Here is an 18,428-nt window from a genome sequence, read left to right as displayed (position 1 = left end):
CGGCTAGTGCGCGGAGTTGTGCCAGCGGCCGACGCTGACCTTCTGCACCACGGTGAAGACGGTGAACACGAGCACGCCGAACAGCGCGGCCAGCAGCAGCGCGCCGATCAGGTCCTCCGATTGCAGGCGGGCGCGGTAGGTGTCGAGCAGGGTGCCGATGCCGGGTTTGCCCTGCGCGAAGAACATGTCGCCGATGATCGCGCCGGTGACGGAAAGACCGGCGGCGGTGCGCAATCCGGTGAGCGTCGACGGGAGCGCGGCGGGCAGCTGCAGCGACCACAACCGGCGCAACCGTCCCGCGCGACCGAGCGTGAACAATTCCTGGAGATTCGCGTCGACGGACTTGATGCCGAACAGGGTCATCGCGATGATCGGATGGATGGCGATCAGTACGCACACCGTGGTGCGCGCGGCGAAGCCGTAGCCGAGCCACAAGCCGATCAGCGGAACCACCGCCAGCACCGGAATGGCCTGCAGAACCACGGCATACGGGTAGACGACCTGCTCGATCGGCTTGGCCTGGCTCATCAGCACCGCGATCGCGACGCCGAGCACGGCCGAGATCAGCAGGCCGGTGAGCGCGACCCTGGCCGTCACCGCCAGCGCCTCGCCCATCACCGCGAGCTTGGCGGGGTCGGCGAGCGATTCGCGGAACACCACGTGCGGCGGCGGCAGCAGGAACCGGCGGCTCTCGCTGAGCACCAGCATCGACACCGCGTACCACGCGGCGAGCGCCAGGGTGATCGAGACCGCGGGAGCGACAAGCGATTTGCCGATCATGCGCGCCGACGCGGTCGGCAGCTTCGGGCGCGCGGCGGCGGGGGTGGCGGCGCGGGCCGCGATACTGACCATCAGGCAGCCTCTTTCAGCGAGCGCGAGACGCGCGAGACGAGTGCGGTGAAGGCGGGCTGGAAGCGCAGCTCCCGATCCCGCGGGTAGGGCAGATCGACATCGATCACCTCGTGGACGCGGCCGGGCCTGGCCGACATCACCACCACGCGGGAGGCGAGGAACACCGCCTCGGACACCGAATGGGTGATGAACAGCGCGGTGAAGGCGTTGTCGCGATAGAGGCGCAGCAGCTCCTCCTGCATGTTCAGCCTGGTCATCTCGTCGAGTGCGCCGAAGGGCTCGTCGAGCAGCATCAATCGGGGCTCCAGCGTGAGCGCCCTGGCCAGCGACACCCGCATGCGCATGCCGCCGGAGAGCTGGTGCGGCAGCTTGTTCGCGAAATCCGCCAGCCCGACGGCCTCGATCGCCCTGGCGACCCGCTCGCGGCGCACCGCCCGGTCGATGCCGGCGAGTTCGGCCGACAGTTCGACATTGCGGCGCACCTTGCGCCAGGGCAGCAGGGTGGCCTCCTGGAAGATGAAGCCGATCGAATTCGTCTTCACCGCGACCGATCCCGTGCTCACCGGTTCCAGGCCCGCGGCCAGGCGCAGCAGCGTCGACTTGCCGCAGCCGGACGGCCCGACCACCGCGACGAATTCGCCTTCGCGCAGGTCGAGGTCGATCTCGGTCAGCGCGAGCGTGCCCTGGTCGCCGCCGAAGCGCTTGCCGACACCGGCGAAGGAGACCTCCAGGCCGGAGAGCAGCGTCCTCGCGTCGGCGTCGTTCACCGTGTCGTAGAGCGTCACCGTGATTCACCTTCTCTGCGATATTGCGTGCAACCTTTGGTCGACATCAGTCTGTACTCACCGAATTACATGCAATGTGTGGTTCGTTTCTGGCGTATTAACAATCAGCGCATGCGAATCAGGCGCTGCGTGAGGTCGTCGACGTCGATGCGGGTGCTGCGGCCGTCGCGCAGGACGGCCTCACCGTCGACCCACACCGTGTCGATCACGCGCGGCGAGGCCGCGGCGAGCAGGGTGGCGCCGGGGTCGAGGACGGGCAGGCAGGCGAAGTCGCGATCGAAGCGGACCAAGGTGAGGTCGGCGCGATCCCCGACGGCGATGCCGGGGTGGGTGGGGCCACCGAGCACCCGGCCCGCCGCGGCGGTCGCCATCCGCAGCATCTGGTCGGCGTCGAGCAGATCGGCCCGCCGGTGCGCCGCGCGCTGCAGGAACGCGCCGAGACGCAGGGCCAGCAGCATGTCCTGGGTGTCGTTGCTCGCTGCGCCGTCGACGCCGAGGGTGACCTCGATCCCGGCGGCCAGCATCTCGGGCACGGGGGCAACGCCGCTGCCGAGCCGCATGTTGGAGACGGGGTTGTAGGACACCGTCACGCCGCGCTCGGCGAGGACCGCCCGCCCGGCGGCGTCGAGGTTGACGCAGTGCACCGCCAGCGTGCGGTCCCAGAGGAAACCGCTCGCGTCGAGGTAGTCGACGGCGCCTGCGCCCGCGTGCAGGCGGCACATGTCCTCGTCGGTGGTGGTCTCGAGGAGGTGGATCGACACCATCTTGCCGGTGGCCATGGCGTATTCGCGGGTGGCCGCCATGCCGTCGGGAGTGAGGCAGCGCGGGTTGGGCACGGCCAGTGCCGTGGTGATCCGGGTGCCGACCAGCTGCTTGTCGAGCGCGTCGACGTGCGCGAGGGCCTCGTCGAGCGGTTGCAGCAGGCGCGGGTCGAGGCCCCACTTGCGGGTGCTGTCGGCACGATCGGCGATGCCGCGGCCGAGCACCACCCGGATGCCGAGTTCGTCGAGCGCCCGGATCACGGCCTGGTGGATCTCGTCGGACGGGTTGGGCCACAGGTGTTCGACGACCGTGGTCACGCCGCTGCGCAACAGCTCCAGGCCGCCGGCCAGCGCCGAGAGGTAGGTCTGTTCTGGCGTCGCGGCGACGGTGTGTTCGCCGACGCAGCGCAACCATTCGAGCAGCGGCAGGCCCTCGCCGACACCGCGCAGAACCGCCTGCTGCAGGTGGGTGTGGGTGTTGACGAAGCCGGGGAGCAGGTAGCCGGAGCCGCCGTCGAAGCGGGGCAGGTCGGCGTGTTCGGGCCCGGCGGCCAGCGCGACGACCACGCCGTCGCGGACGACGACTTCGCCGGGGGCCCAGCCCTGTTCGGTGTAGACGGTGACGTCGGTGACGACCACGGACGCGGAAGAACCCATGCGCGCACCTCTCTCGGATGCGGCTGGTTCGCCCGCCTGGGTCAGCGGTGCACGTCGTCCGTTGCAGCCATGAACGTCGTGGGGACGACCTTAGGAAGCGAGTGTTGCCTCGACGTTAAAGCCGTGTCACGGCCGGACATCCGCGCCCGGCGCCAGGATCTCCACCACCCGCGCCGATTCGGGCTCCAGGAAGGCGAGCAGGGCGGCGGCCTCCGATTCCACCTGCGCGGCTTCGGCTCTCGTCCACTTCCTGGTGGGGCTGATCCGCAGGCGCGCGGTGCCCGACTTCACGAACACCTTGTACATCCCCGCCAGGAAGCCGTCGAGGAGCACCGGCGACACCCAGGAGGCGAAGGCGCGCATCGGCGGTGCGGAGTCGTCGCCGGTGATCCGCGCGCGGTCCTGATGCGACAGCAGCGCGTTGTCGTACCAGCCGAGCAGCCGCACCGGCGCGGGCTGATCGGGGTCGGCGAGTTCGAGGTCGGCGGCGTCGTAGAGGGTGCGGCCGCGCTCGTCGGTGTAGGTGCGGACGCGATCGCCGAGCTCGGCGACGGCCTGTTTCATCGCGGGCAGGCGCGACCAGGTCTGCATGTCCATGGTGGTGGCGGGTCCGAAGGCGCGCAGATAGCGCAGGATCAGTTCCGCCACCGGATAGCCGGGGTCGAGCGGGGCGCCGAGCCACGGCTGCACCCGGGACCAGACCGGCTTGCTGTTGTCGCGCCAGCGGCCGCGCGGCGGAGTCTGCAGCACCGGGAGCTGATACAGCCAGGTCTGCACGACGACGCCGGCGTCGCGATCGGGGTAGAGCCGGGCCGCCTCGGCGCGCAGCGCGGCCGCGGACATCGGCTCGTCACCGAGCACCGCTTCGCCGTGCGCGCGGACCTCGTCGAGGTCGAGGCCGACCATGGCCCCGTAGTTGAAACCCTTGCGCGCGGGCACCTTCTCCAGTTCCGGCTGGATGAGCGGCGCGATCCGCAGCGCGTCGGGCGGGGTGACGAGGTGAATGGTGCCGCGCATCAAGGTGATCCGGACCAGCGAGCGGTCCGCCAGACCATCCGACACCGCCGCCGGGTCGAAATCCCTGATGCGACTCCACAATCCGACGAACGGCGGCGGCACGTCCTGGGCCTGCAGGCCGATCAGGTGGTCGCACATCCGCGGGACTGTCAGCGTCGAGCGCTCGAGCAGGTGCTGACGCGCGAGCAGCGTCCGGTTGAGCACGCGGGTCGACAGTGGCATGTGGCTCCCTCCCTTGACCCGCTGGACGTTACCGCCCGCCTCCGACACACTCCGGCCGGTCTCGCCGGCGCTACCGGGATCGCGGGCGACGGCGATCCGCCCGCGCGTCACACCTCAGCGCAGCTGGACGACGACCTTGCCGGTGGCGGTGCGATTGTCCAGCGCCGCAACCGCTTCGGCGGTCCGGTCCAACGGGTACAGCACCGGCTCCGGCGCCGCGATGGCGCCCGAGGCCAGCAGCGGTTCGACCTCGGCCCACTGTTCGGCGAGGTAGGTCGGGTGGCTCATCACCCATTCGCCCCAGGCCGCGCCGACGACCTCGACGTTCTTGAGCAGCAGCCGGTTCACCTTCACGGTGGGGATCTCGCCCGCGGTGAAACCGACGACGAGCAGCCGGCCACCACCGGCCAGCGAGCGGACGCTGTCGGTGAAACGGTCGCCACCGACCGGATCGAGCACGATGTCGACGCCACGACCTTCGGTGAGCTCCTTGACCGCGGCCAGCCAGCCGTCGGCGAGCACCACGTCCGTGGCGCCGTTGGCCTTGGCCACCTGGGCTTTGGCCTCGGTACTCACCACCGCGATCACCCGGCCCGCGCCCAGCGCCTTCGCCATGCGCAGGGTGGAGGTGCCGATGCCGCCCGCGGCGCCGTGCACCAGCACCGTCTCGCCCTGGGCGAGCCGACCGCGCTTGGTGAGGCAGAAGTGGACGGTGAGGTCGTTGAACAGGATGCCCGCGCCCGCCTCGAGCGAGACGCTGTCCGGGAGCTTGAACACGGCGTGCTCGGGCGCGACGGCCACCTCGGCCACGGCGTTGCCGAGCATGGTGAGCGCGGCGACCCTGTCGCCCGGACGCAGCGCCGAGCCCTCCGGCGCACTGCGCACCACGCCCGCGACCTCGCCGCCGACGACGAACGGCAGCGCGGGCTTCATCTGGTAGAGACCGCGGGTCATCAGCACGTCAGGGAAGGCGATGCCCGCCGCGTGCACGTCGATGAGGACACCGCCCTGGTAGGCCGCCGGTTCCGGCAGGTCGACGATCTCGATCGCGGACGGTCCGTCCAGTGTGGCGACCTGTGCTGCGCGCATTCCTGACACCTCTTCTTCGTGGCACCCGACCCCGCGAACATATCCCGGTGGACGGCTCAGCGGTAGGCAAATTCGGTCACGGGCTCGCTCGCGAGCACGGTGCCGTCCTTGGTGATCACCAGCCCGGTGGCGGTGAGCAGGTAGCGGGTGCCGTCGGTGGGATTGGTCGCGGTGAAACCACCGCCGCCGGTCGGCACCGGATCGTCGAGCTCCAGACCGAGGCCGTCACTGGCCCTGGCGCCCTTGTAGTAGTAGCGGCCCGCACCGGTGTGGCAGATGACGACCTTCGAGCCCGTGGTACGCGCGATCGACATCGCGGCGTCGTTGTCGTTGCAGCGCGGGCCGGTGAGGAAACCCTGGCCGTCGGCGCCGGCCACGCTCGACCGCAGCGGCGGCAGTGTCGTCGTGGCGGGCGGCTGGACGTACGGGCTCGTCGGCACGTCCTGGCTGACCGTTTCGATCACCGGCGGCGGGAGCGTGGCCCCGATCGTCGAGGTGGGGCCCGCGACGGTCTCCTTGTCGCCGGTGACATCCAGCATCACCCACACCGCGATGCCGACCGCGGCGACCACGATCAACGCACCGAGCGCACCGGCCAGCAGCGGCGTCGACGTATTGCGTTGCGGCGGAAGCGGGAGCGGGGCGGACGGGTGGGTGTACCCACCGACGACGGTGGCCCGCTCGGCGCCGGCCGGTTGCCGCACCGTGGCGGACGGCTGCCACGCACCGGTCGCCGGCTGCCACGCACCGGTCGCCGGCTGCCGCACCGTGGCCGACGGGTGTGCGGGGCCGGACGCCGAACGCTCACCTGGCGCGGGCTGCCGCACCGTCGCCGACGGGTGCGCGGGACCGGTCGTCGAACGCTCGCCGGGCGTCGGCTGCCGCACCGTGGCCGGGTGCGCCGGACCGGTCGCCGGCCGCTCGGATTGCCCGGGGCCGGTGCGGTCGACCAGGACCTGGGGGCCCGAAACGGTCGGCGGCGGAGGCACTTCCGACCAGTGCGGCTGGGCGGTCACCCGGGTGACGGGCCCCGACACCCGTGGCCCCGGCACGGTCGACGGCGCCGACCGCTCGGTCTGCACGAGCGCGGACCTGGCCGCACGGCCGAGATCGCCCGGGGTGGCGTAGCGCTCCCGCGGTCGCTTGGCCATCCCACGATCGATCACCGCGTCGAAGGCCGCCAGCGCGGGGTCGACGGCGCTCGGGCGCGGCGGGGGCGCCATCTGATGCGAGCCGATCGCGCCCGCGAGGCTGTTCACCGGGTACGGGACCCGCCCGACCAGGCTTTCGTAGAGCACGCAGGTCAGCGCGTAGGTGTCGACCGCGCCGGTCAGCGGGGCCTCGTCGAAGCGTTCCGGGGCCATGTAGGCCATCGAGCCGACGGCGCTGCCGGTGCTGGTGAGGGCGGGGTCGGTGGCGGTGTGCGCGATCCCGAAATCGACCAGGTAGGCGAACAGATTGCTGGTGAGCAGGATGTTGGCCGGCTTCACGTCACGGTGGACGAGACCGGTCTCGTGCGCGGCGTCCAGCGCCGCGGCGATCTGCTCGATCACCTGCACCGACTCACCGGGGGTGAGCCTGCCGTGCCGCTGCAACCGGTCCTTGAGGTCGGTGCCCCTGACCAGACGCATGTCGATGTAGAGCACGCCGTCGATCTCGCCCCAGTCGTGCACGGGGATCACGTGCGGTTCCTGCACGCTCGCCATCGCCTGGGATTCGCGGCGGAATCGCTGCACGAAGACCGGGTCGGCGGCCAGTTCCCGGTTGAGCACCTTCACCGCGACAACGCGATTCTTGGAGGTGTCGAACGCCTCGTAGACCTCCCCCATACCGCCGACTCCGAGAAGTCCACGCATTTCATAGCGGCCGAACATCGAGCCCGCCATCGCCCCGGCGACCATTCCTGCAGGCTACCGGGAGCGGGTAGGTCTGTCATGGTGTGATCCACGACCCGTAAAGTCGTCTGCAGAACTACGCAAGAAGTCGCGGTGTGCCCCGGTGCGCCGCGCAAGGAGCACAAGTGTCACTCGATCAGCCACTGGCCCCGCTTCCCCAGGAGGGCATGGGCTTCGCCGCGGCGTGGCCCGTCCGGGCTGGCGACGTGGATCCGTATCACCGGCTGCGCTTCGACGCCGTGGCGCGCTACCTGCAAGACATCTCCTGGGACGAACTGCACCAGACCGAACTGCATCGCACCGACCCCACCTGGATCGTGCGACGCACGGTCATCGATGTCATCCGGCCGATCACCTGGCCCGACCAGGTGCACCTGCGGCGATGGTGCGCGAGCATGTCGACCCGCTGGACGAACATGCGCACGCGGATCAGCAGCGACGGCGGCGGCCTCATCGAGACCGAGGGTTTCTGGATCAACCTGAGCGAGTCGAGCAACCTGCCCGCCCGGATCAGCGACGAGGGCCTGGCCTACCTGGCCAGATCCACCGATGAGCACCGGCTGCGCTGGCGGCCCTACCTCACCGATCCGGCCCCGCGCGAGTCCGACACCGACCTGCCCTTCCCGGTGCGCGCGACCGACATCGACCAGTACAACCACGTCAACCACACCTGCTACTGGCAGGCGGCCGAGCAGTTCCTGGTCGACTACCCGAAGCTGGTCGCCGGACCGCATCGCGCGGTGATCGAATACGTGGCGCCGGTGCTGGCGCGCGAGCACATCACGGTGCGCGCGCGGCACGAGCCGGGCGACCGGACCGGGCGGCCGGTGCTGCGGCTGTGGTTCGTGGTCGGCGGGATCACGACGACGGTCGTCAAGATCATGCCGCTGCCGGAGTAGCCCCGGCCCGTCACCGGACCGGGGCCGACGGCTAGCCCTTGGCCGCTTTGAGCAGGTCGGCGCGGGTGGTGAACTTGACCCGTGGCCTGCCCGCCGCCTTGCCCGCGGTCTTCTCGGCCTGGTCGATGGTCTTCCAGCCCTTGCGGTCGACCAGATCAGGCTGGCGCTGAGCCAGCAGGGCCTGCAGCGCGGCGCGGTCGCCGGTCGGCGCGGTCAGCTTGCCCGCGATGAAGTCGGCGATCAGCGCCTCCACCGTCTCCTCGGCGTCGACCCGGTTGGAGCCGATCACGCCGCGCGGTCCGCGCTTGATCCAGCCCGAGACGTACACGCCGGGCACCGGCTCGGTCGCGTCGATGACGCGGCCGTGCTCGCTGGGCACGGTGCCGCGCCGCTCGTCGAAGGGCAGGCCGGCGACGGGAACGCCGCGGTAGCCGATCGAGCGCAGCACCAGGCCGGTCGCGATGGTCTCGGTGCGGTCGGTGGCGGTGGCCACCAGCTGCCCGTTCTCCTCGGACAATTCGTTGTGCGCGAGTTCGAGCGCGGTGACGTGGTCCTCGCCGTGCACCGCGGTCGGCGTCGCCAGGTAGCGGAAGACGATCCGCTTGTGCGCCGGGTCGTGCGCGGCGGTCGAGTATTCCTCGGCGAGGGTGTACTTCAGCCGCAGCGACGGCTCGATGTTCGGGTCGTCGAGCAGCGCCCTGCTGTGCGGGTCGAGCTCGAGATCGGCCGCGTCGACGACCACGTCGACGTTCTTCAGATGCGTCAGGGCCAGGAACTCCGGCGTGCTGTAGGCCGCCTGCAGCGGACCGCGCCTGCCCAGGATCACCACCTCGCGGATGTTGCTGCGGCGCAACGCGTCCAGCGCGTGGTCGGCGATGTCGGTCTTGGCCAGCTCGTCGGGGTCGACGGTGAGCACGCGGGCCACGTCGAGCGCGACGTTGCCGTTGCCGACGATCACCGCGCGCTCCCCGGACAGGTCGAACTCGCGGTCGGCGAAATCGGGGTGGCCGTTGTACCAGGCGACGAACTCGGTGGCCGAGTGGCTGCCGGGCAGGTCCTCGCCGGGCACACCGAGCTTGCGGTCGCTGGAGGCGCCGACGGCGTAGATCACCGCGTGGTGGTGGTCGAGCAGTTCCTGGTGATCGATGTGCCGGCCCACCTCGACGTTCAGGTAGTACTGCAGCGTGTCGCGGCGGAAGGCCGAGTCGAACATGTTCGCCACGTTCTTGGTGCCCGCGTGGTCGGGCGCGACGCCCGCCCGGACCAGGCCCCACGGGGTCGGCAGGCGGTCGAACATCTCGACCTCCACGTCGCTGCGCCGCAGCAGCTCGTCGGCGGCGTAGCAGGCGGCGGGCCCGGCACCGACGATGGCGACGCGCAGCGTGCCCAGATCCTTGGGCGGGCGCGTCGGGGTGGCCAGCGGGTCGAAGTTCGACTCCAGCGGGTGGCGCTGGAAGTAGGCGGCGTTGATCTCGCGGTACCTGGCCAGCGAGGCGAGCAGATCGTCCTCGGAGAAGATCGCGTCCACCGGGCAGGCATCGACACAGGCGCCGCAGTCGATGCAGGTGTCGGGGTCGATGTACAGCATTTCCGCGGTCGCGAACTCCGGCTGGTCCGGGGTCGGGCGAATGCAGTCGACCGGGCACTCGGTGACGCAGCTGGCGTCGTTGCAACAACGCTGCGTGATGACGTAGGCCATAGTGTGCAGATCCTCGAAATGTGTGTGTCGGTGGCTCGAGACGTCGGCCGAGCGGGTCCGCGGCGGGTGTGCCACGAACACATCTACGGTGACGTAGCTTTCAGTGTGCCTCGAGTGTGACCGCCAACTCACCGGCGGTCGGGATTACCGTGGTTCCATGGCGGCGACCCTCATCCTCATGCGGCACGGAAAATCGGCCTACCCCGACGGCGTGGGTGATCACGCCCGGCCGCTGGCGCCGCGCGGCCAACGCGAGGCAGGCCTGGCCGGCGACTGGCTGCGCGCCACCCAACCGCCCGTCGACGCCGTCCGCTGCTCGACCGCGACGCGGACCAGGCAGACCCTGGCCGCGACGGGGATCGACGCGCCAGTGGAGTACACCGACGACATCTACGAGGCGAACCCGCACACGCTCATCGAGCTGATCCAGCTCACCGACGACACGATCGGCACGTTGCTCGTGGTCGGGCACGTTCCCGGAATCCCGTGGACCGCTTGGGAACTGGCTGCCAACCGGGAGTCCGACCAGGCCACCGAGCTGAGCCGCAAGTTCCCCACCTCGGCGCTGGCCGTGCTCGAGTTCGACCGGCCGTGGGCACAGGTCGATCCGGGCACGGGCGAACTGACGCATTTCCACGTCCCCCGATGAACTCGTCGGCGGCTACTTCAACAGCTTGCCGCCGATGACGATGCCGACCCCGAGCAGTACCAGCAGGACGAAGGCGACGAAACCGTTCGTCAGCCACCAGACCACGCCGAGTACCAGCACCACCGGCGCCACCGCGATCGCGGTGATCACCGGGCTCTCCTTGACCGTCTCCCAGGCCGAGCGGGCCCTGATCCGGTCGATGTCCTTACCAGCCATGTGATCCACACTACGTTTCTGTCGGTCACCGGTGCCATGCTTGTGCGCATGGACTGGAAAATCGAACTCGTCGCCATCCCGGTCACCGATGTCGACCGGGCGAAGGATTTCTATACGAGCATCGGCTTCAACGCCGACCACGATCACAGCCCGAGCCCGGATATCCGCTTCGTCCAGCTCACCCCGCCGGGTTCGGGCTGCTCGATCTGCATCGGCCGCGGCTTGACCAGCGCCGCGCCGGGCAGCGTCGAGGGCATGCAGATGGTGGTCCCCAGCGCCCAGCAGGCCTACGAGCAGCTCGTGGCCGCCGGGGTGGAGGCCAGCCCGGTGCAGGACATGGGCTGGGGCCTGTTCACCTTCTTCAAGGACCCCGACGGCAATCAGTGGGCCGTCCAGGAGCTGCCGAACTACAACTGACAGCGCTCGTCCCGCGACAATGGGTCTTGCTTGGAGTGCGCTCCAGGTGGCTAGCGTCGGTGGGGTTCCACGAGAGGGGACGAGCACGATGGATCACGACACGGCTCTGCTGACCGACAGCGGGGACGACGAGCGGTCGCGCCCGCGGTACTCGATCGGCGAAGTGGCCGAGCGCTCCGGGCTCAGCCGCGACACCCTGCGCTGGTACGAGCGGATCGGGCTGATGGGCTACATCGGCCGCGACCACACCGGCAACCGCCGCTTCACCGATCGAGACCTGGAGTGGCTGACGCTGATCACCCGGCTGCGCATGACCGGCATGCCGGTGGCCGACATGATCCGCTACGCCGAACTGGTCAGGGCCGGGGAACACACCTACCCGGCCCGGCTGGAGATGTTCCGGCAGACCAGGTCCGACGTGCTCGACAAGATCGCGGAACTCCAGCAGACCGTGGCCGTCCTCGACTACAAGATCGCCATCTACGAGGGCCGATCCGACGCCGCGCGACCGGCCACGCTCATCGCGTCCACGAGCGAAGGATCCGACACATGAGCACCACCGCGTCACTGCCGACCACCACCCTCGGCGCAGGCGGCCCCCTGATCGGCACACAGGGCCTCGGTTGCATGGGCATCAGCGAGTTCTACGGCGAGTCCGACCCGGCCGAATCGCGGGCCACGCTCGAGCGCGCGCTCGAACTCGGCGTCACGCTGTTCGACACCGCCGACGTCTACGGCGCCGGGCACAACGAGGAGTTCCTGTCCGGCTTCGTCCGCGCGCACCGCGACGAACTGCTGATCGCCACCAAGTTCGGCATCGTCCGCAAGGCCGACGATCCCGCCTTCCGCGGCTTCGACAACTCGCCCGGCTACATCCGGGCCTCCGTCGACGCCAGTCTGCGCAGGCTCGGCGTCGAGGTCATCGACCTGTACTACATGCACCGCCGCGATCCGCGGGTGCCGATCGAAGAGACCGTCGCCGTCATGGCCGAACTCGTCGCCGCCGGCAAGGTGCGCGCCCTCGGCCTGTCCGAGGTGACCGGCGACGAACTGCGCGCCGCGCACGCGGTGCACCCGATCGCGGCGGTGCAGTCGGAGTGGTCGCTGTTCTCCCGCGATGTCGAGCGCACCGCCGTCCCGGCCGCCGCGGAACTCGGCGTGACCTTCGTGCCGTACTCGCCGCTGGGCCGTGGCTTCCTCACGGGCGCGTTCCGGTCGGCCGGGGAGCTGGACCGGTCCGACTTCCGCCGGTTCCAGCCGCGCTTCACCGGCGAGAACGCCGCGCACAACGCCGAACTGCTCGCCCCGCTGGCCGCGATCGCGGAGGCGCACGGGATCAGCAGGGCCCAGGTCGCGCTGGCCTGGGTGCATGCCAGGGCGGCCGTGCACGACCTGGCGGTGGTGCCGATCCCCGGCACCCGTCGGCGGAGCAGGCTGGCCGAGAACGTGGCCGCGGCGACCACCCGCCTGAGCGCCGAGGAACTGGCGACCCTGGAACCGATCGCCGGGCAGGTGGCCGGGACGAGGTACGCGGACATGACGTTCACCTCCGCCGGGCGCGAATGACCGTCGGCGCCGGGCGCCCCGGTGGCGCCCGGCGCTAGCATCACAAGGGTGAGCGAGCAGCGCGAGCGGGTGTGGGTCGACAAGCAGAGTCCGGCGATTTTCAAGGCGATGAGCGCGACCGCGGCCGAGATCCGCGCCGCCGCCACGGCCGCGGGGATAGATCGGCGGTTGATCGAGCTGATCAACCTGCGGGTCTCACAGATCAACGGCTGCCCGTATTGCCTCGACGTGCACGAGCGCGCCGGGACGGGCGCCGGGCTGACCGCGCAGGAGATCGCCGTGCTGCCCTCGTGGCGCCGGGGCGGCCCGTATTCGGCGGCCGACCGCGCCGCGCTCGGGCTGGCGGAGACCGTCACCACGCTGCCCGACGAGGAGGCGACCGATCGGGAATACGCGATCGCGCGCGAGCATTGGTCCGAGGAACAGATCTCGGTGATCATCTGGATCGCCATCGCGATCGGCGCGTTCAACCGCGTGTCGATCCTGAGCGCGCACCCGGTACGGGTGCGGAAGGAGCGCAAGATGTCCGAGGCAACCCCCACGTCCCAGTCCACTTCCACCGAGCCGGAGCGCCGGGTCGTACGCAACGCGGAGAAGAACCGCTACGACGTGTTCTACGGCGGTGAGCTGGCCGGCTTCGCCGAATACATCGAGCGCGACAACGACACCGACTTCATCCACACCGAGATCGACGGCGCCTTCGCGGGCAAGGGCATCGGCAGCGTGCTGGCCCGGCTCGCCGTCGAGGACGTGATCGCCCGCGGGCGCACCATCACCGCGCACTGCCCGTTCATCCGCGGCTGGCTCGACAAGCACCCCGAGTACGACGCGCACGTGGTCGGCAAGGGCATCGCTCGATGAGTGATCTGGAGGCCGACCCGACGGAGGCGCTGTGTGAGCCGTCGCCGAGTCCGGGCCCGGTCGCCGAGCTGTATCCGGCTCGCGAGGTCCCGCTGGGCGGCGTGCGCGGGGTCTACGTGGAACGCACACTGCCGCAACGTGATCTGCCGACCGTCGGCGCCTGGTGCTTCCTCGATCGATTCGGTTCGCCGACCGTGAAGCAGACCGGCGCCTCCCCCGACATCCTGCCGCACCCGCACATCGGCCTGCAGACGGTGACCTGGCCGTTCGACGGCCGCATCCGGCACCGCGATTCGGTGGGCTCCGACGTCGAGATCGAACCGGGCCAGCTGAACCTGATGACCTCCGGTCGCGGTATCGCGCATTCGGAGTTCGGGGTGCCCGGCGCGCACGCGGGCAACGGCCTGCAGCTGTGGATCGCCCTGCCCGGCACGGCCACCGGCGTCGAGCCGCATTTCGAACAGCATCGCGCGCTGCCCGTCTACGAGGAACCGGGACTGCGCGCGACGGTGCTGATCGGCTCGCTCGGCGGGGTCACCGCACCGGCGAAGGCCTACACACCGATCGTCGGCGCCGATGTGGTGCTCGACGCGGGGGCGCGGGTGCGCCTGCCGGTGGAGCGCGCGTTCGAGCACGCGGTGCTGGTGGTGCGCGGGACGGTCGTGGTGGACGGCACCGAGCTCGGCCCGGGTCCCCTGCTCTACCTCGGTACCGATCGCGCCGAGGTGGAGTTGTCGAGTTCCGAGGGCGCGCATCTCGCGCTGCTCGGTGGCGAGCCGTTCACCGAGGAACTGGTGATGTGGTGGAACTTCGTCGGCCGCAGTCACGACGAGATCGTCGAGGCCCGCGATGCCTGGGAGGCGAGGGACACCACGCGGTTCGGTGACATCGCCGGGCACGGACCCGACGAGCGGATTCCCGCGCCGCCGCTGCCGCCGCTGCGGCTGAAGCCGCGCAAACGGGCCACCGGCTGCACCCACAACTGATCCGGCACCGCCTTCCCCGCGGCGCCGGATCAGCCGGCGGGCTCAGCGTCCGCCGGCGAGCAGGGCGTCGAGGGCGCGGTAGCTGTCGTTGAGGCCGACCTCCATGCCGGAGGCGAGCATGCCCGCGCATTCCTCGGCGGTGTGGAACACGCTGTCGGTGACGACCCGGGTGCGGCCGTTGCCGAGGTCGACGAAGGTCGTGGCGTCGATGGAGATGTGGGCGGGCATGCCGTCCCATTCGAAGGACTGCACGATGCGCTCCTTCGGGGTGATCTCGCGAAAACGGCCTTCGAAGCCGTAGGACTCGTCGCCGTCGTGCTCGACGAAACGCCAGTGGCCGCCCTTGCGGAACTCCCAGCGCTCGACGTCGACCACGTGGCCGCGGCCCCACCAGCGGGAGAGCTGCTCGATCCGGCTGTAGGCGTCCCACACCCGGTCGAGCGGGGCGTCGAAATCGCGTTCGATGTGGACTTCGCGGTCCGAGGTGGTGGTGATGACCGCGTCGTTGGTGGTTGTGCTCATCGCTCTGGCTCCGTTCGTTCGAGGAATTCACCGAGACGGTCCATGCGGGCCTCGAGCATCTGCCGGTACCCCTGCATCCACGCCACCTCCCGATCGAAGACGTGCTCGCCGATCCGGCAGTACCGGACCCGGCCACGCTTCTCGGTGACCACCATGCCCGCGTCCTCGAGCAGCCCGATGTGCTTCTTGATGCCGGTCAGGGTCATCTCGAAGCGCTCGGCCAGCTCGCTGACGCTGGCGGGTCCACGTCCGAGCTGCTCGAGTATCCCCCGCCTGGTGGGGTCAGCGAGCGCGCCGAACGAGGCGTCTAGGAAGTCATACTGAACCATCTAGTTCAGTATTGCGCCGCCCGGCTTTCGCGTCAAGGGCCGAATTCCGAAAACCCTGGACCCGTCCCCACTTTGACTACTACGCTTCGTAGTAGACATTGCCTTCCGAGGGGGAACTCATGGACAAGACCACCTGCTGCATCGTCGGCGGCGGGCCGGCCGGGATGATGGCGGGCCTGCTGCTGGCGCGCGCCGGCGTCGCGGTGACGGTGCTCGAGAAACACCCCGACTTCCTGCGGGACTTCCGTGGCGACACGGTCCACCCGTCCACGGTGCGGCTGCTCGACGAGCTGGGACTCGGCCCGGCCTTCGCCCGGCTGCCACAGTCCGCGCTGACGAAGATGCGCATGTACGCCGGCGACCGCATGGTCGTCGCCGCCGACCTCACCCGAATCCCCGGGCGGTACAAGCACATCGCGATGGTGCCGCAGTGGGACTTCCTCGACCTGCTGGCGGGCGCCGCCGCCGCGGAGCCGAGCTTCACCCTGCGCATGCGCTCGACCGTCACCGGACTGATCGAGGACGGCGGCGTGGTGCGTGGCGTGCGCTACCGCGGTGCGGACGGCGACCCGCACGAGGTCGAGGCCGACCTCGTGATCGCGTGCGACGGACGGGATTCCGTGACGCGTGAAGCGGCAGGCCTGCGTCAGCGGATGGCGGACGTGCCGATGGACATGTGGTTCCTGCGCATCCCGAAAGCGCGCGACGACAGCGACAGCGGTGCCATCCAGGCCCGCTTCACCAGTGGCAACTCCGCGGTGGCGCTCGATCGCGGCGACTACTACCAGACCGGCTACATCATCGAGAAAGGCCAGGACGCGCGACTGCGGGCCACCAACGACATCGGCTGGCTGCGCGATCGCCTCACCGAACTGTTCGGCTGGCCCGCCGCAGCGATCGCGGCGATCCGCTCCTGGGACGACGTCAAGCTGCTCGAGGTGACCGTCGGGATGCTCGACCGCTGGTATCGGCCCGGTCTGCTGTGCCTCGGCGACGCCGCGCACACGATGTCGCCGGTCGGCGGCGTCGGCGTGAACCTCGCCGTGCAGGACGCGGTCGCGGCCGCGCGCATCCTGGCGGCGCCCCTGCTCGACGGCACGGTCACCACCGCCGAGCTGGAGAAGGTGCAGCGCAGGCGGATGCTGCCCGCGAGCTTCACCCAGCGGTCCCAGCGCGGCGAACACGAGATGCTCATCGCACCGGCCCTGCGCGGCACCCTGCGGACCGCGCCCCTGCCGCTGCGGGTCGTCGACGCGGTGCCGGTGCTGGCCGGGCTCACCGGCTATCTGGGCGGCATCGGTCTGCGCCCGGAACACGCGCCCGAGTTCGCCCGCCGGTGACCGCTCGACGGCGGCCGGTTGAGCAGTTCGGCTACGACTTTCCGAATCGCCGTGCAACGGTTAGGTTTGCCGCGATGAACCGGGACGATTCGGTCCCAGGCGATGCAGCGGGAGGCTTGCGGAATGAGGATCGGCACTGTGCTCGGTGCGGCACTGCTGGCGGTGGGGGTCACCCTGTCGGCCACCGGAATCGGGGCGGCCGAGCCCGCTCCCGTGGAACCCCGGCCCGCGCAGTCCGTCGAGGCCGCACCGGCGGGCATCCGGCTGACCGGCGTCGACAAGGACGTGAACTACCAGGTCGAACTGGCTGAGGACCGGCGCGCGGTGGTGACCACCCTGGACGCGGGCCGCTTCCAGCTCGTCCACGACGCGAAGGTCGTCGCGATCACCGACGCGTCCGGCGCCGTGATCGCCGCGCTGCCGATGGTCGTGCGCGCCGGCGAGCACAGCGTGCCGCTGACGCCCGCCATCGACGCCGACGGCACCCGGCTCACCCTCACCCCGGTGGGCGGCACGGACGCGCCGCTGCGCGACATCAGCGCCCAGGAGCGCTTCTTCGCCGAGACCCAGCGGTTGCAGCCGGAGATCATCCAGGGCGCGGCCATCGGCGCGGCCATCGGATTCGTGCTCGGCTTCCCGCTCGGCCTGTTCATCCTGGACTTCATCACCGTGCCGGTCGCGACCGTGGCCGGCGCCGCGATCGGCGCGCTGGCCGGGTACGCGATGGCGGGTGGTCAGCCCGCGATCGACACCGCGATCGCGTACGTCACCGGGGCGCCCTGAGCCTCACGCCGGACTGAGCCGCTGGGTACCGATCACCCGCAGCAGCGCCATCTTCTCGGCGGCGTCGGTACCCGGCCGCGGCAGATAGACCAGCAGCCGTTGCGCGGCATTGCGGGTGACCAGGACTTCGCAGACCGTGTCGATCAGCCCGATCTCCGGATGCACGAACCGTTTGACGTCGGTGACCCGCACCGCCACTTCGTGTTCGTTCCACAACTGCTCGAATTCGGCACTGGCGCGGCGTAATTCGGCGATGAAGGTGTTCACCTCGGCGTCGGCCCGGCGCGCCGCCGTCGCGCGCAGATCAGCCACGTGACTGCGGCCGAGCCGGTCCCAATCCTCTTCCGGGAACACCGTTCTCGCGGCCGGATCGGTGAACCACCGCCACGCGTAGTAGCGGTCGAGACCGACCCGATCGCCGTGATCACCCGCCAGCAGGGTGTGCATGCGGTTCTGGACCAGCACCTCCCCCAGCTCGGTGACCACCGCGGCCGGGGTGTCGTCGAGCTTGGCCAGCATGTGCAGCAGACCCGGCCCGACATGCTTGTCGCGCAGCTCCCGATCCGGCGACTGATGCCCGCAGAGGTGGAACAGGTGGTCGCGTTCGTCGGCGCTCAGACGCAGCGCCCGCGCCAGCGCGGCCAGGACCTGCGTCGACGGTCGCGGCCCACGCGCCTGCTCCAACCGGGTGTAGTAGTCGGTGGACATCCCGGTGAGCAGGGCGACCTCGTCGCGGCGCAGGCCGGGAGTCCGCCGGCGCACGCCGGGCGGCAGGCCGACCTCGGCGGGCGTGAGCTGGTCACGATGCCTGCGCAGGAAGTCGGCTAGTTCGGCTCGGTCCATGTTCCCATGGTGCGCGCACACGGGCGGGTCAGCCAGGGAT

Annotated in this window: 20 protein-coding genes; 9 read left to right on the top strand and 11 right to left on the bottom strand. The window is 70.3% G+C overall.

Features of this window, described 5'->3' with window-relative positions; all coding sequences use genetic code 11:
• Positions 1–3 precede the first annotated feature (3 nt).
• The 6 genes from AB0H56_RS02075 to AB0H56_RS02050 all read right to left on the bottom strand — a co-directional run bounded on the left by AB0H56_RS02075 (position 4) and on the right by AB0H56_RS02050 (position 7,284).
• A complete protein-coding gene (locus AB0H56_RS02075; RefSeq protein WP_357157808.1) occupies positions 4–780 on the bottom strand; it encodes an ABC transporter permease subunit in 777 nt (258 codons plus the stop codon).
• Between the two features lie 71 nt (positions 781–851).
• Positions 852–1,637, bottom strand: a complete 786-nt coding sequence (locus AB0H56_RS02070; RefSeq protein ID WP_357156187.1) for an ABC transporter ATP-binding protein — start codon at positions 1,635–1,637, stop codon at positions 852–854.
• Positions 1,638–1,741: 104 nt separating this feature from the next.
• Positions 1,742–3,055 (bottom strand): amidohydrolase family protein, encoded by a 1,314-nt coding sequence (locus AB0H56_RS02065; protein ID WP_357156185.1) that lies wholly within the window; start codon positions 3,053–3,055, stop codon positions 1,742–1,744.
• 126 nt (positions 3,056–3,181) lie between these two features.
• The gene (locus tag AB0H56_RS02060) at positions 3,182–4,294 is read right to left on the bottom strand and encodes a winged helix DNA-binding domain-containing protein (RefSeq protein ID WP_357156184.1); all 1,113 of its coding nucleotides are present in this window, start codon (positions 4,292–4,294) and stop codon (positions 3,182–3,184) included.
• A 114-nt stretch (positions 4,295–4,408) separates the two neighbouring features.
• The gene (locus AB0H56_RS02055) at positions 4,409–5,383 is read right to left on the bottom strand and encodes an NADPH:quinone oxidoreductase family protein (RefSeq protein WP_357156183.1); all 975 of its coding nucleotides are present in this window, start codon (positions 5,381–5,383) and stop codon (positions 4,409–4,411) included.
• 56 nt (positions 5,384–5,439) lie between these two features.
• The gene (locus AB0H56_RS02050; protein ID WP_357156181.1) at positions 5,440–7,284 is read right to left on the bottom strand and encodes a protein kinase; all 1,845 of its coding nucleotides are present in this window, start codon (positions 7,282–7,284) and stop codon (positions 5,440–5,442) included.
• 119 nt (positions 7,285–7,403) lie between these two features.
• Here AB0H56_RS02050 and AB0H56_RS02045 point away from each other — a divergent pair, with 119 nt between their 5' ends.
• On the top strand, positions 7,404–8,177 hold the full coding sequence (locus tag AB0H56_RS02045) for an acyl-ACP thioesterase domain-containing protein (RefSeq protein ID WP_357156180.1): 774 nt from the start codon (positions 7,404–7,406) through the stop codon (positions 8,175–8,177).
• Positions 8,178–8,208: 31 nt separating this feature from the next.
• Here the strand turns inward: AB0H56_RS02045 and AB0H56_RS02040 are convergent, their stop codons facing one another.
• Complete coding sequence (locus AB0H56_RS02040; RefSeq protein ID WP_357156178.1) at positions 8,209–9,876, bottom strand: FAD-dependent oxidoreductase; 1,668 nt, start codon at positions 9,874–9,876, stop codon at positions 8,209–8,211.
• A gap of 157 nt (positions 9,877–10,033) precedes the next feature.
• Between AB0H56_RS02040 and AB0H56_RS02035 the strand changes: the two genes are divergently transcribed.
• On the top strand, positions 10,034–10,525 hold the full coding sequence (locus AB0H56_RS02035) for a histidine phosphatase family protein (RefSeq protein WP_357156177.1): 492 nt from the start codon (positions 10,034–10,036) through the stop codon (positions 10,523–10,525).
• Between the two features lie 12 nt (positions 10,526–10,537).
• Here AB0H56_RS02035 and AB0H56_RS02030 read toward each other — a convergent pair whose 3' ends face one another.
• Entirely contained in the window at positions 10,538–10,741 is a 204-nt protein-coding gene (locus AB0H56_RS02030; RefSeq protein ID WP_110039266.1) for a hypothetical protein, read from the bottom strand.
• A 48-nt stretch (positions 10,742–10,789) separates the two neighbouring features.
• Here AB0H56_RS02030 and AB0H56_RS02025 point away from each other — a divergent pair, with 48 nt between their 5' ends.
• The 5 genes from AB0H56_RS02025 (at position 10,790) to AB0H56_RS02005 (ending at position 14,571) form a co-directional block, all read left to right on the top strand.
• A complete protein-coding gene (locus AB0H56_RS02025; protein WP_357156175.1) occupies positions 10,790–11,158 on the top strand; it encodes a VOC family protein in 369 nt (122 codons plus the stop codon).
• Between the two features lie 88 nt (positions 11,159–11,246).
• Positions 11,247–11,711, top strand: coding sequence for a MerR family transcriptional regulator (locus AB0H56_RS02020; protein ID WP_357156174.1), 465 nt, complete (start codon positions 11,247–11,249; stop codon positions 11,709–11,711).
• A complete protein-coding gene (locus AB0H56_RS02015; protein WP_357156172.1) occupies positions 11,708–12,724 on the top strand; it encodes an aldo/keto reductase in 1,017 nt (338 codons plus the stop codon). The genes AB0H56_RS02020 and AB0H56_RS02015 overlap by 4 nt, the downstream gene beginning before the upstream one ends.
• A gap of 48 nt (positions 12,725–12,772) precedes the next feature.
• Positions 12,773–13,585, top strand: coding sequence for a GNAT family N-acetyltransferase (locus AB0H56_RS02010; protein WP_357156171.1), 813 nt, complete (start codon positions 12,773–12,775; stop codon positions 13,583–13,585).
• Positions 13,582–14,571 carry a pirin family protein gene (locus tag AB0H56_RS02005; RefSeq protein WP_357156169.1) on the top strand — a complete coding sequence of 330 codons (990 nt, stop codon included), beginning with the start codon at positions 13,582–13,584 and terminating at the stop codon, positions 14,569–14,571. The genes AB0H56_RS02010 and AB0H56_RS02005 overlap by 4 nt, the downstream gene beginning before the upstream one ends.
• Before the next feature lie 42 nt (positions 14,572–14,613).
• Here the strand turns inward: AB0H56_RS02005 and AB0H56_RS02000 are convergent, their stop codons facing one another.
• Together AB0H56_RS02000 and AB0H56_RS01995 are read right to left on the bottom strand one after the other, a co-directional pair.
• Entirely contained in the window at positions 14,614–15,093 is a 480-nt protein-coding gene (locus tag AB0H56_RS02000) for an SRPBCC family protein (protein WP_233000890.1), read from the bottom strand.
• Positions 15,090–15,422, bottom strand: a complete 333-nt coding sequence (locus AB0H56_RS01995; RefSeq protein ID WP_357156168.1) for a metalloregulator ArsR/SmtB family transcription factor — start codon at positions 15,420–15,422, stop codon at positions 15,090–15,092. Before AB0H56_RS01995 ends, AB0H56_RS02000 begins: the two co-directional genes overlap by 4 nt.
• 119 nt (positions 15,423–15,541) lie before the next feature.
• Here AB0H56_RS01995 and AB0H56_RS01990 point away from each other — a divergent pair, with 119 nt between their 5' ends.
• Positions 15,542–16,762 carry an FAD-dependent oxidoreductase gene (locus tag AB0H56_RS01990; protein WP_357156166.1) on the top strand — a complete coding sequence of 407 codons (1,221 nt, stop codon included), beginning with the start codon at positions 15,542–15,544 and terminating at the stop codon, positions 16,760–16,762.
• A 123-nt stretch (positions 16,763–16,885) separates the two neighbouring features.
• Positions 16,886–17,545: a hypothetical protein gene (locus AB0H56_RS01985; protein WP_357156165.1), complete on the top strand. Its 660-nt coding sequence runs from the start codon at positions 16,886–16,888 to the stop codon at positions 17,543–17,545.
• Between the two features lie 3 nt (positions 17,546–17,548).
• On the opposite strand, the gene AB0H56_RS01980 is transcribed toward AB0H56_RS01985, so the two are convergent.
• Positions 17,549–18,388, bottom strand: a complete 840-nt coding sequence (locus AB0H56_RS01980) for a helix-turn-helix transcriptional regulator (RefSeq protein WP_357156163.1) — start codon at positions 18,386–18,388, stop codon at positions 17,549–17,551.
• Positions 18,389–18,428: the final 40 nt, after the last annotated feature.

Origin of the sequence: Nocardia sp. NPDC050717, from assembly GCF_040654275.1 — a bacterium.
Lineage (GTDB): Bacteria > Actinomycetota > Actinomycetes > Mycobacteriales > Mycobacteriaceae > Nocardia.
Note: the sequence above shows the minus strand (reverse complement) of the source record. Positions and strands in the feature narration are given on the sequence as shown.

Excerpts from the sequence above, each read along its gene's own strand:
- AB0H56_RS01985 (WP_357156165.1), top strand. The coding sequence starts at position 16,886 with ATGAGGATCGGCACTGTGCTCGGTGCGGCACTGCTGGCGGTGGGGGTC.
- AB0H56_RS02035 (WP_357156177.1), top strand. The coding sequence starts at position 10,034 with ATGGCGGCGACCCTCATCCTCATGCGGCACGGAAAATCGGCCTACCCC.
- AB0H56_RS02005 (WP_357156169.1), top strand. The coding sequence starts at position 13,582 with ATGAGTGATCTGGAGGCCGACCCGACGGAGGCGCTGTGTGAGCCGTCG.
- AB0H56_RS02040 (WP_357156178.1), bottom strand. The coding sequence starts at position 9,876 with ATGGCCTACGTCATCACGCAGCGTTGTTGCAACGACGCCAGCTGCGTC.
- AB0H56_RS02065 (WP_357156185.1), bottom strand. The coding sequence starts at position 3,055 with ATGGGTTCTTCCGCGTCCGTGGTCGTCACCGACGTCACCGTCTACACC.
- AB0H56_RS02050 (WP_357156181.1), bottom strand. The coding sequence starts at position 7,284 with ATGGTCGCCGGGGCGATGGCGGGCTCGATGTTCGGCCGCTATGAAATG.
- AB0H56_RS02025 (WP_357156175.1), top strand. The coding sequence starts at position 10,790 with ATGGACTGGAAAATCGAACTCGTCGCCATCCCGGTCACCGATGTCGAC.
- AB0H56_RS01995 (WP_357156168.1), bottom strand. The coding sequence starts at position 15,422 with ATGGTTCAGTATGACTTCCTAGACGCCTCGTTCGGCGCGCTCGCTGAC.
- AB0H56_RS02015 (WP_357156172.1), top strand. The coding sequence starts at position 11,708 with ATGAGCACCACCGCGTCACTGCCGACCACCACCCTCGGCGCAGGCGGC.
- AB0H56_RS02060 (WP_357156184.1), bottom strand. The coding sequence starts at position 4,294 with ATGCCACTGTCGACCCGCGTGCTCAACCGGACGCTGCTCGCGCGTCAG.
- AB0H56_RS02075 (WP_357157808.1), bottom strand. The coding sequence starts at position 780 with ATGATCGGCAAATCGCTTGTCGCTCCCGCGGTCTCGATCACCCTGGCG.
- AB0H56_RS02030 (WP_110039266.1), bottom strand. The coding sequence starts at position 10,741 with ATGGCTGGTAAGGACATCGACCGGATCAGGGCCCGCTCGGCCTGGGAG.
- AB0H56_RS02000 (WP_233000890.1), bottom strand. The coding sequence starts at position 15,093 with ATGAGCACAACCACCAACGACGCGGTCATCACCACCACCTCGGACCGC.
- AB0H56_RS01990 (WP_357156166.1), top strand. The coding sequence starts at position 15,542 with ATGGACAAGACCACCTGCTGCATCGTCGGCGGCGGGCCGGCCGGGATG.
- AB0H56_RS02055 (WP_357156183.1), bottom strand. The coding sequence starts at position 5,383 with ATGCGCGCAGCACAGGTCGCCACACTGGACGGACCGTCCGCGATCGAG.
- AB0H56_RS02020 (WP_357156174.1), top strand. The coding sequence starts at position 11,247 with ATGGATCACGACACGGCTCTGCTGACCGACAGCGGGGACGACGAGCGG.
- AB0H56_RS01980 (WP_357156163.1), bottom strand. The coding sequence starts at position 18,388 with ATGGACCGAGCCGAACTAGCCGACTTCCTGCGCAGGCATCGTGACCAG.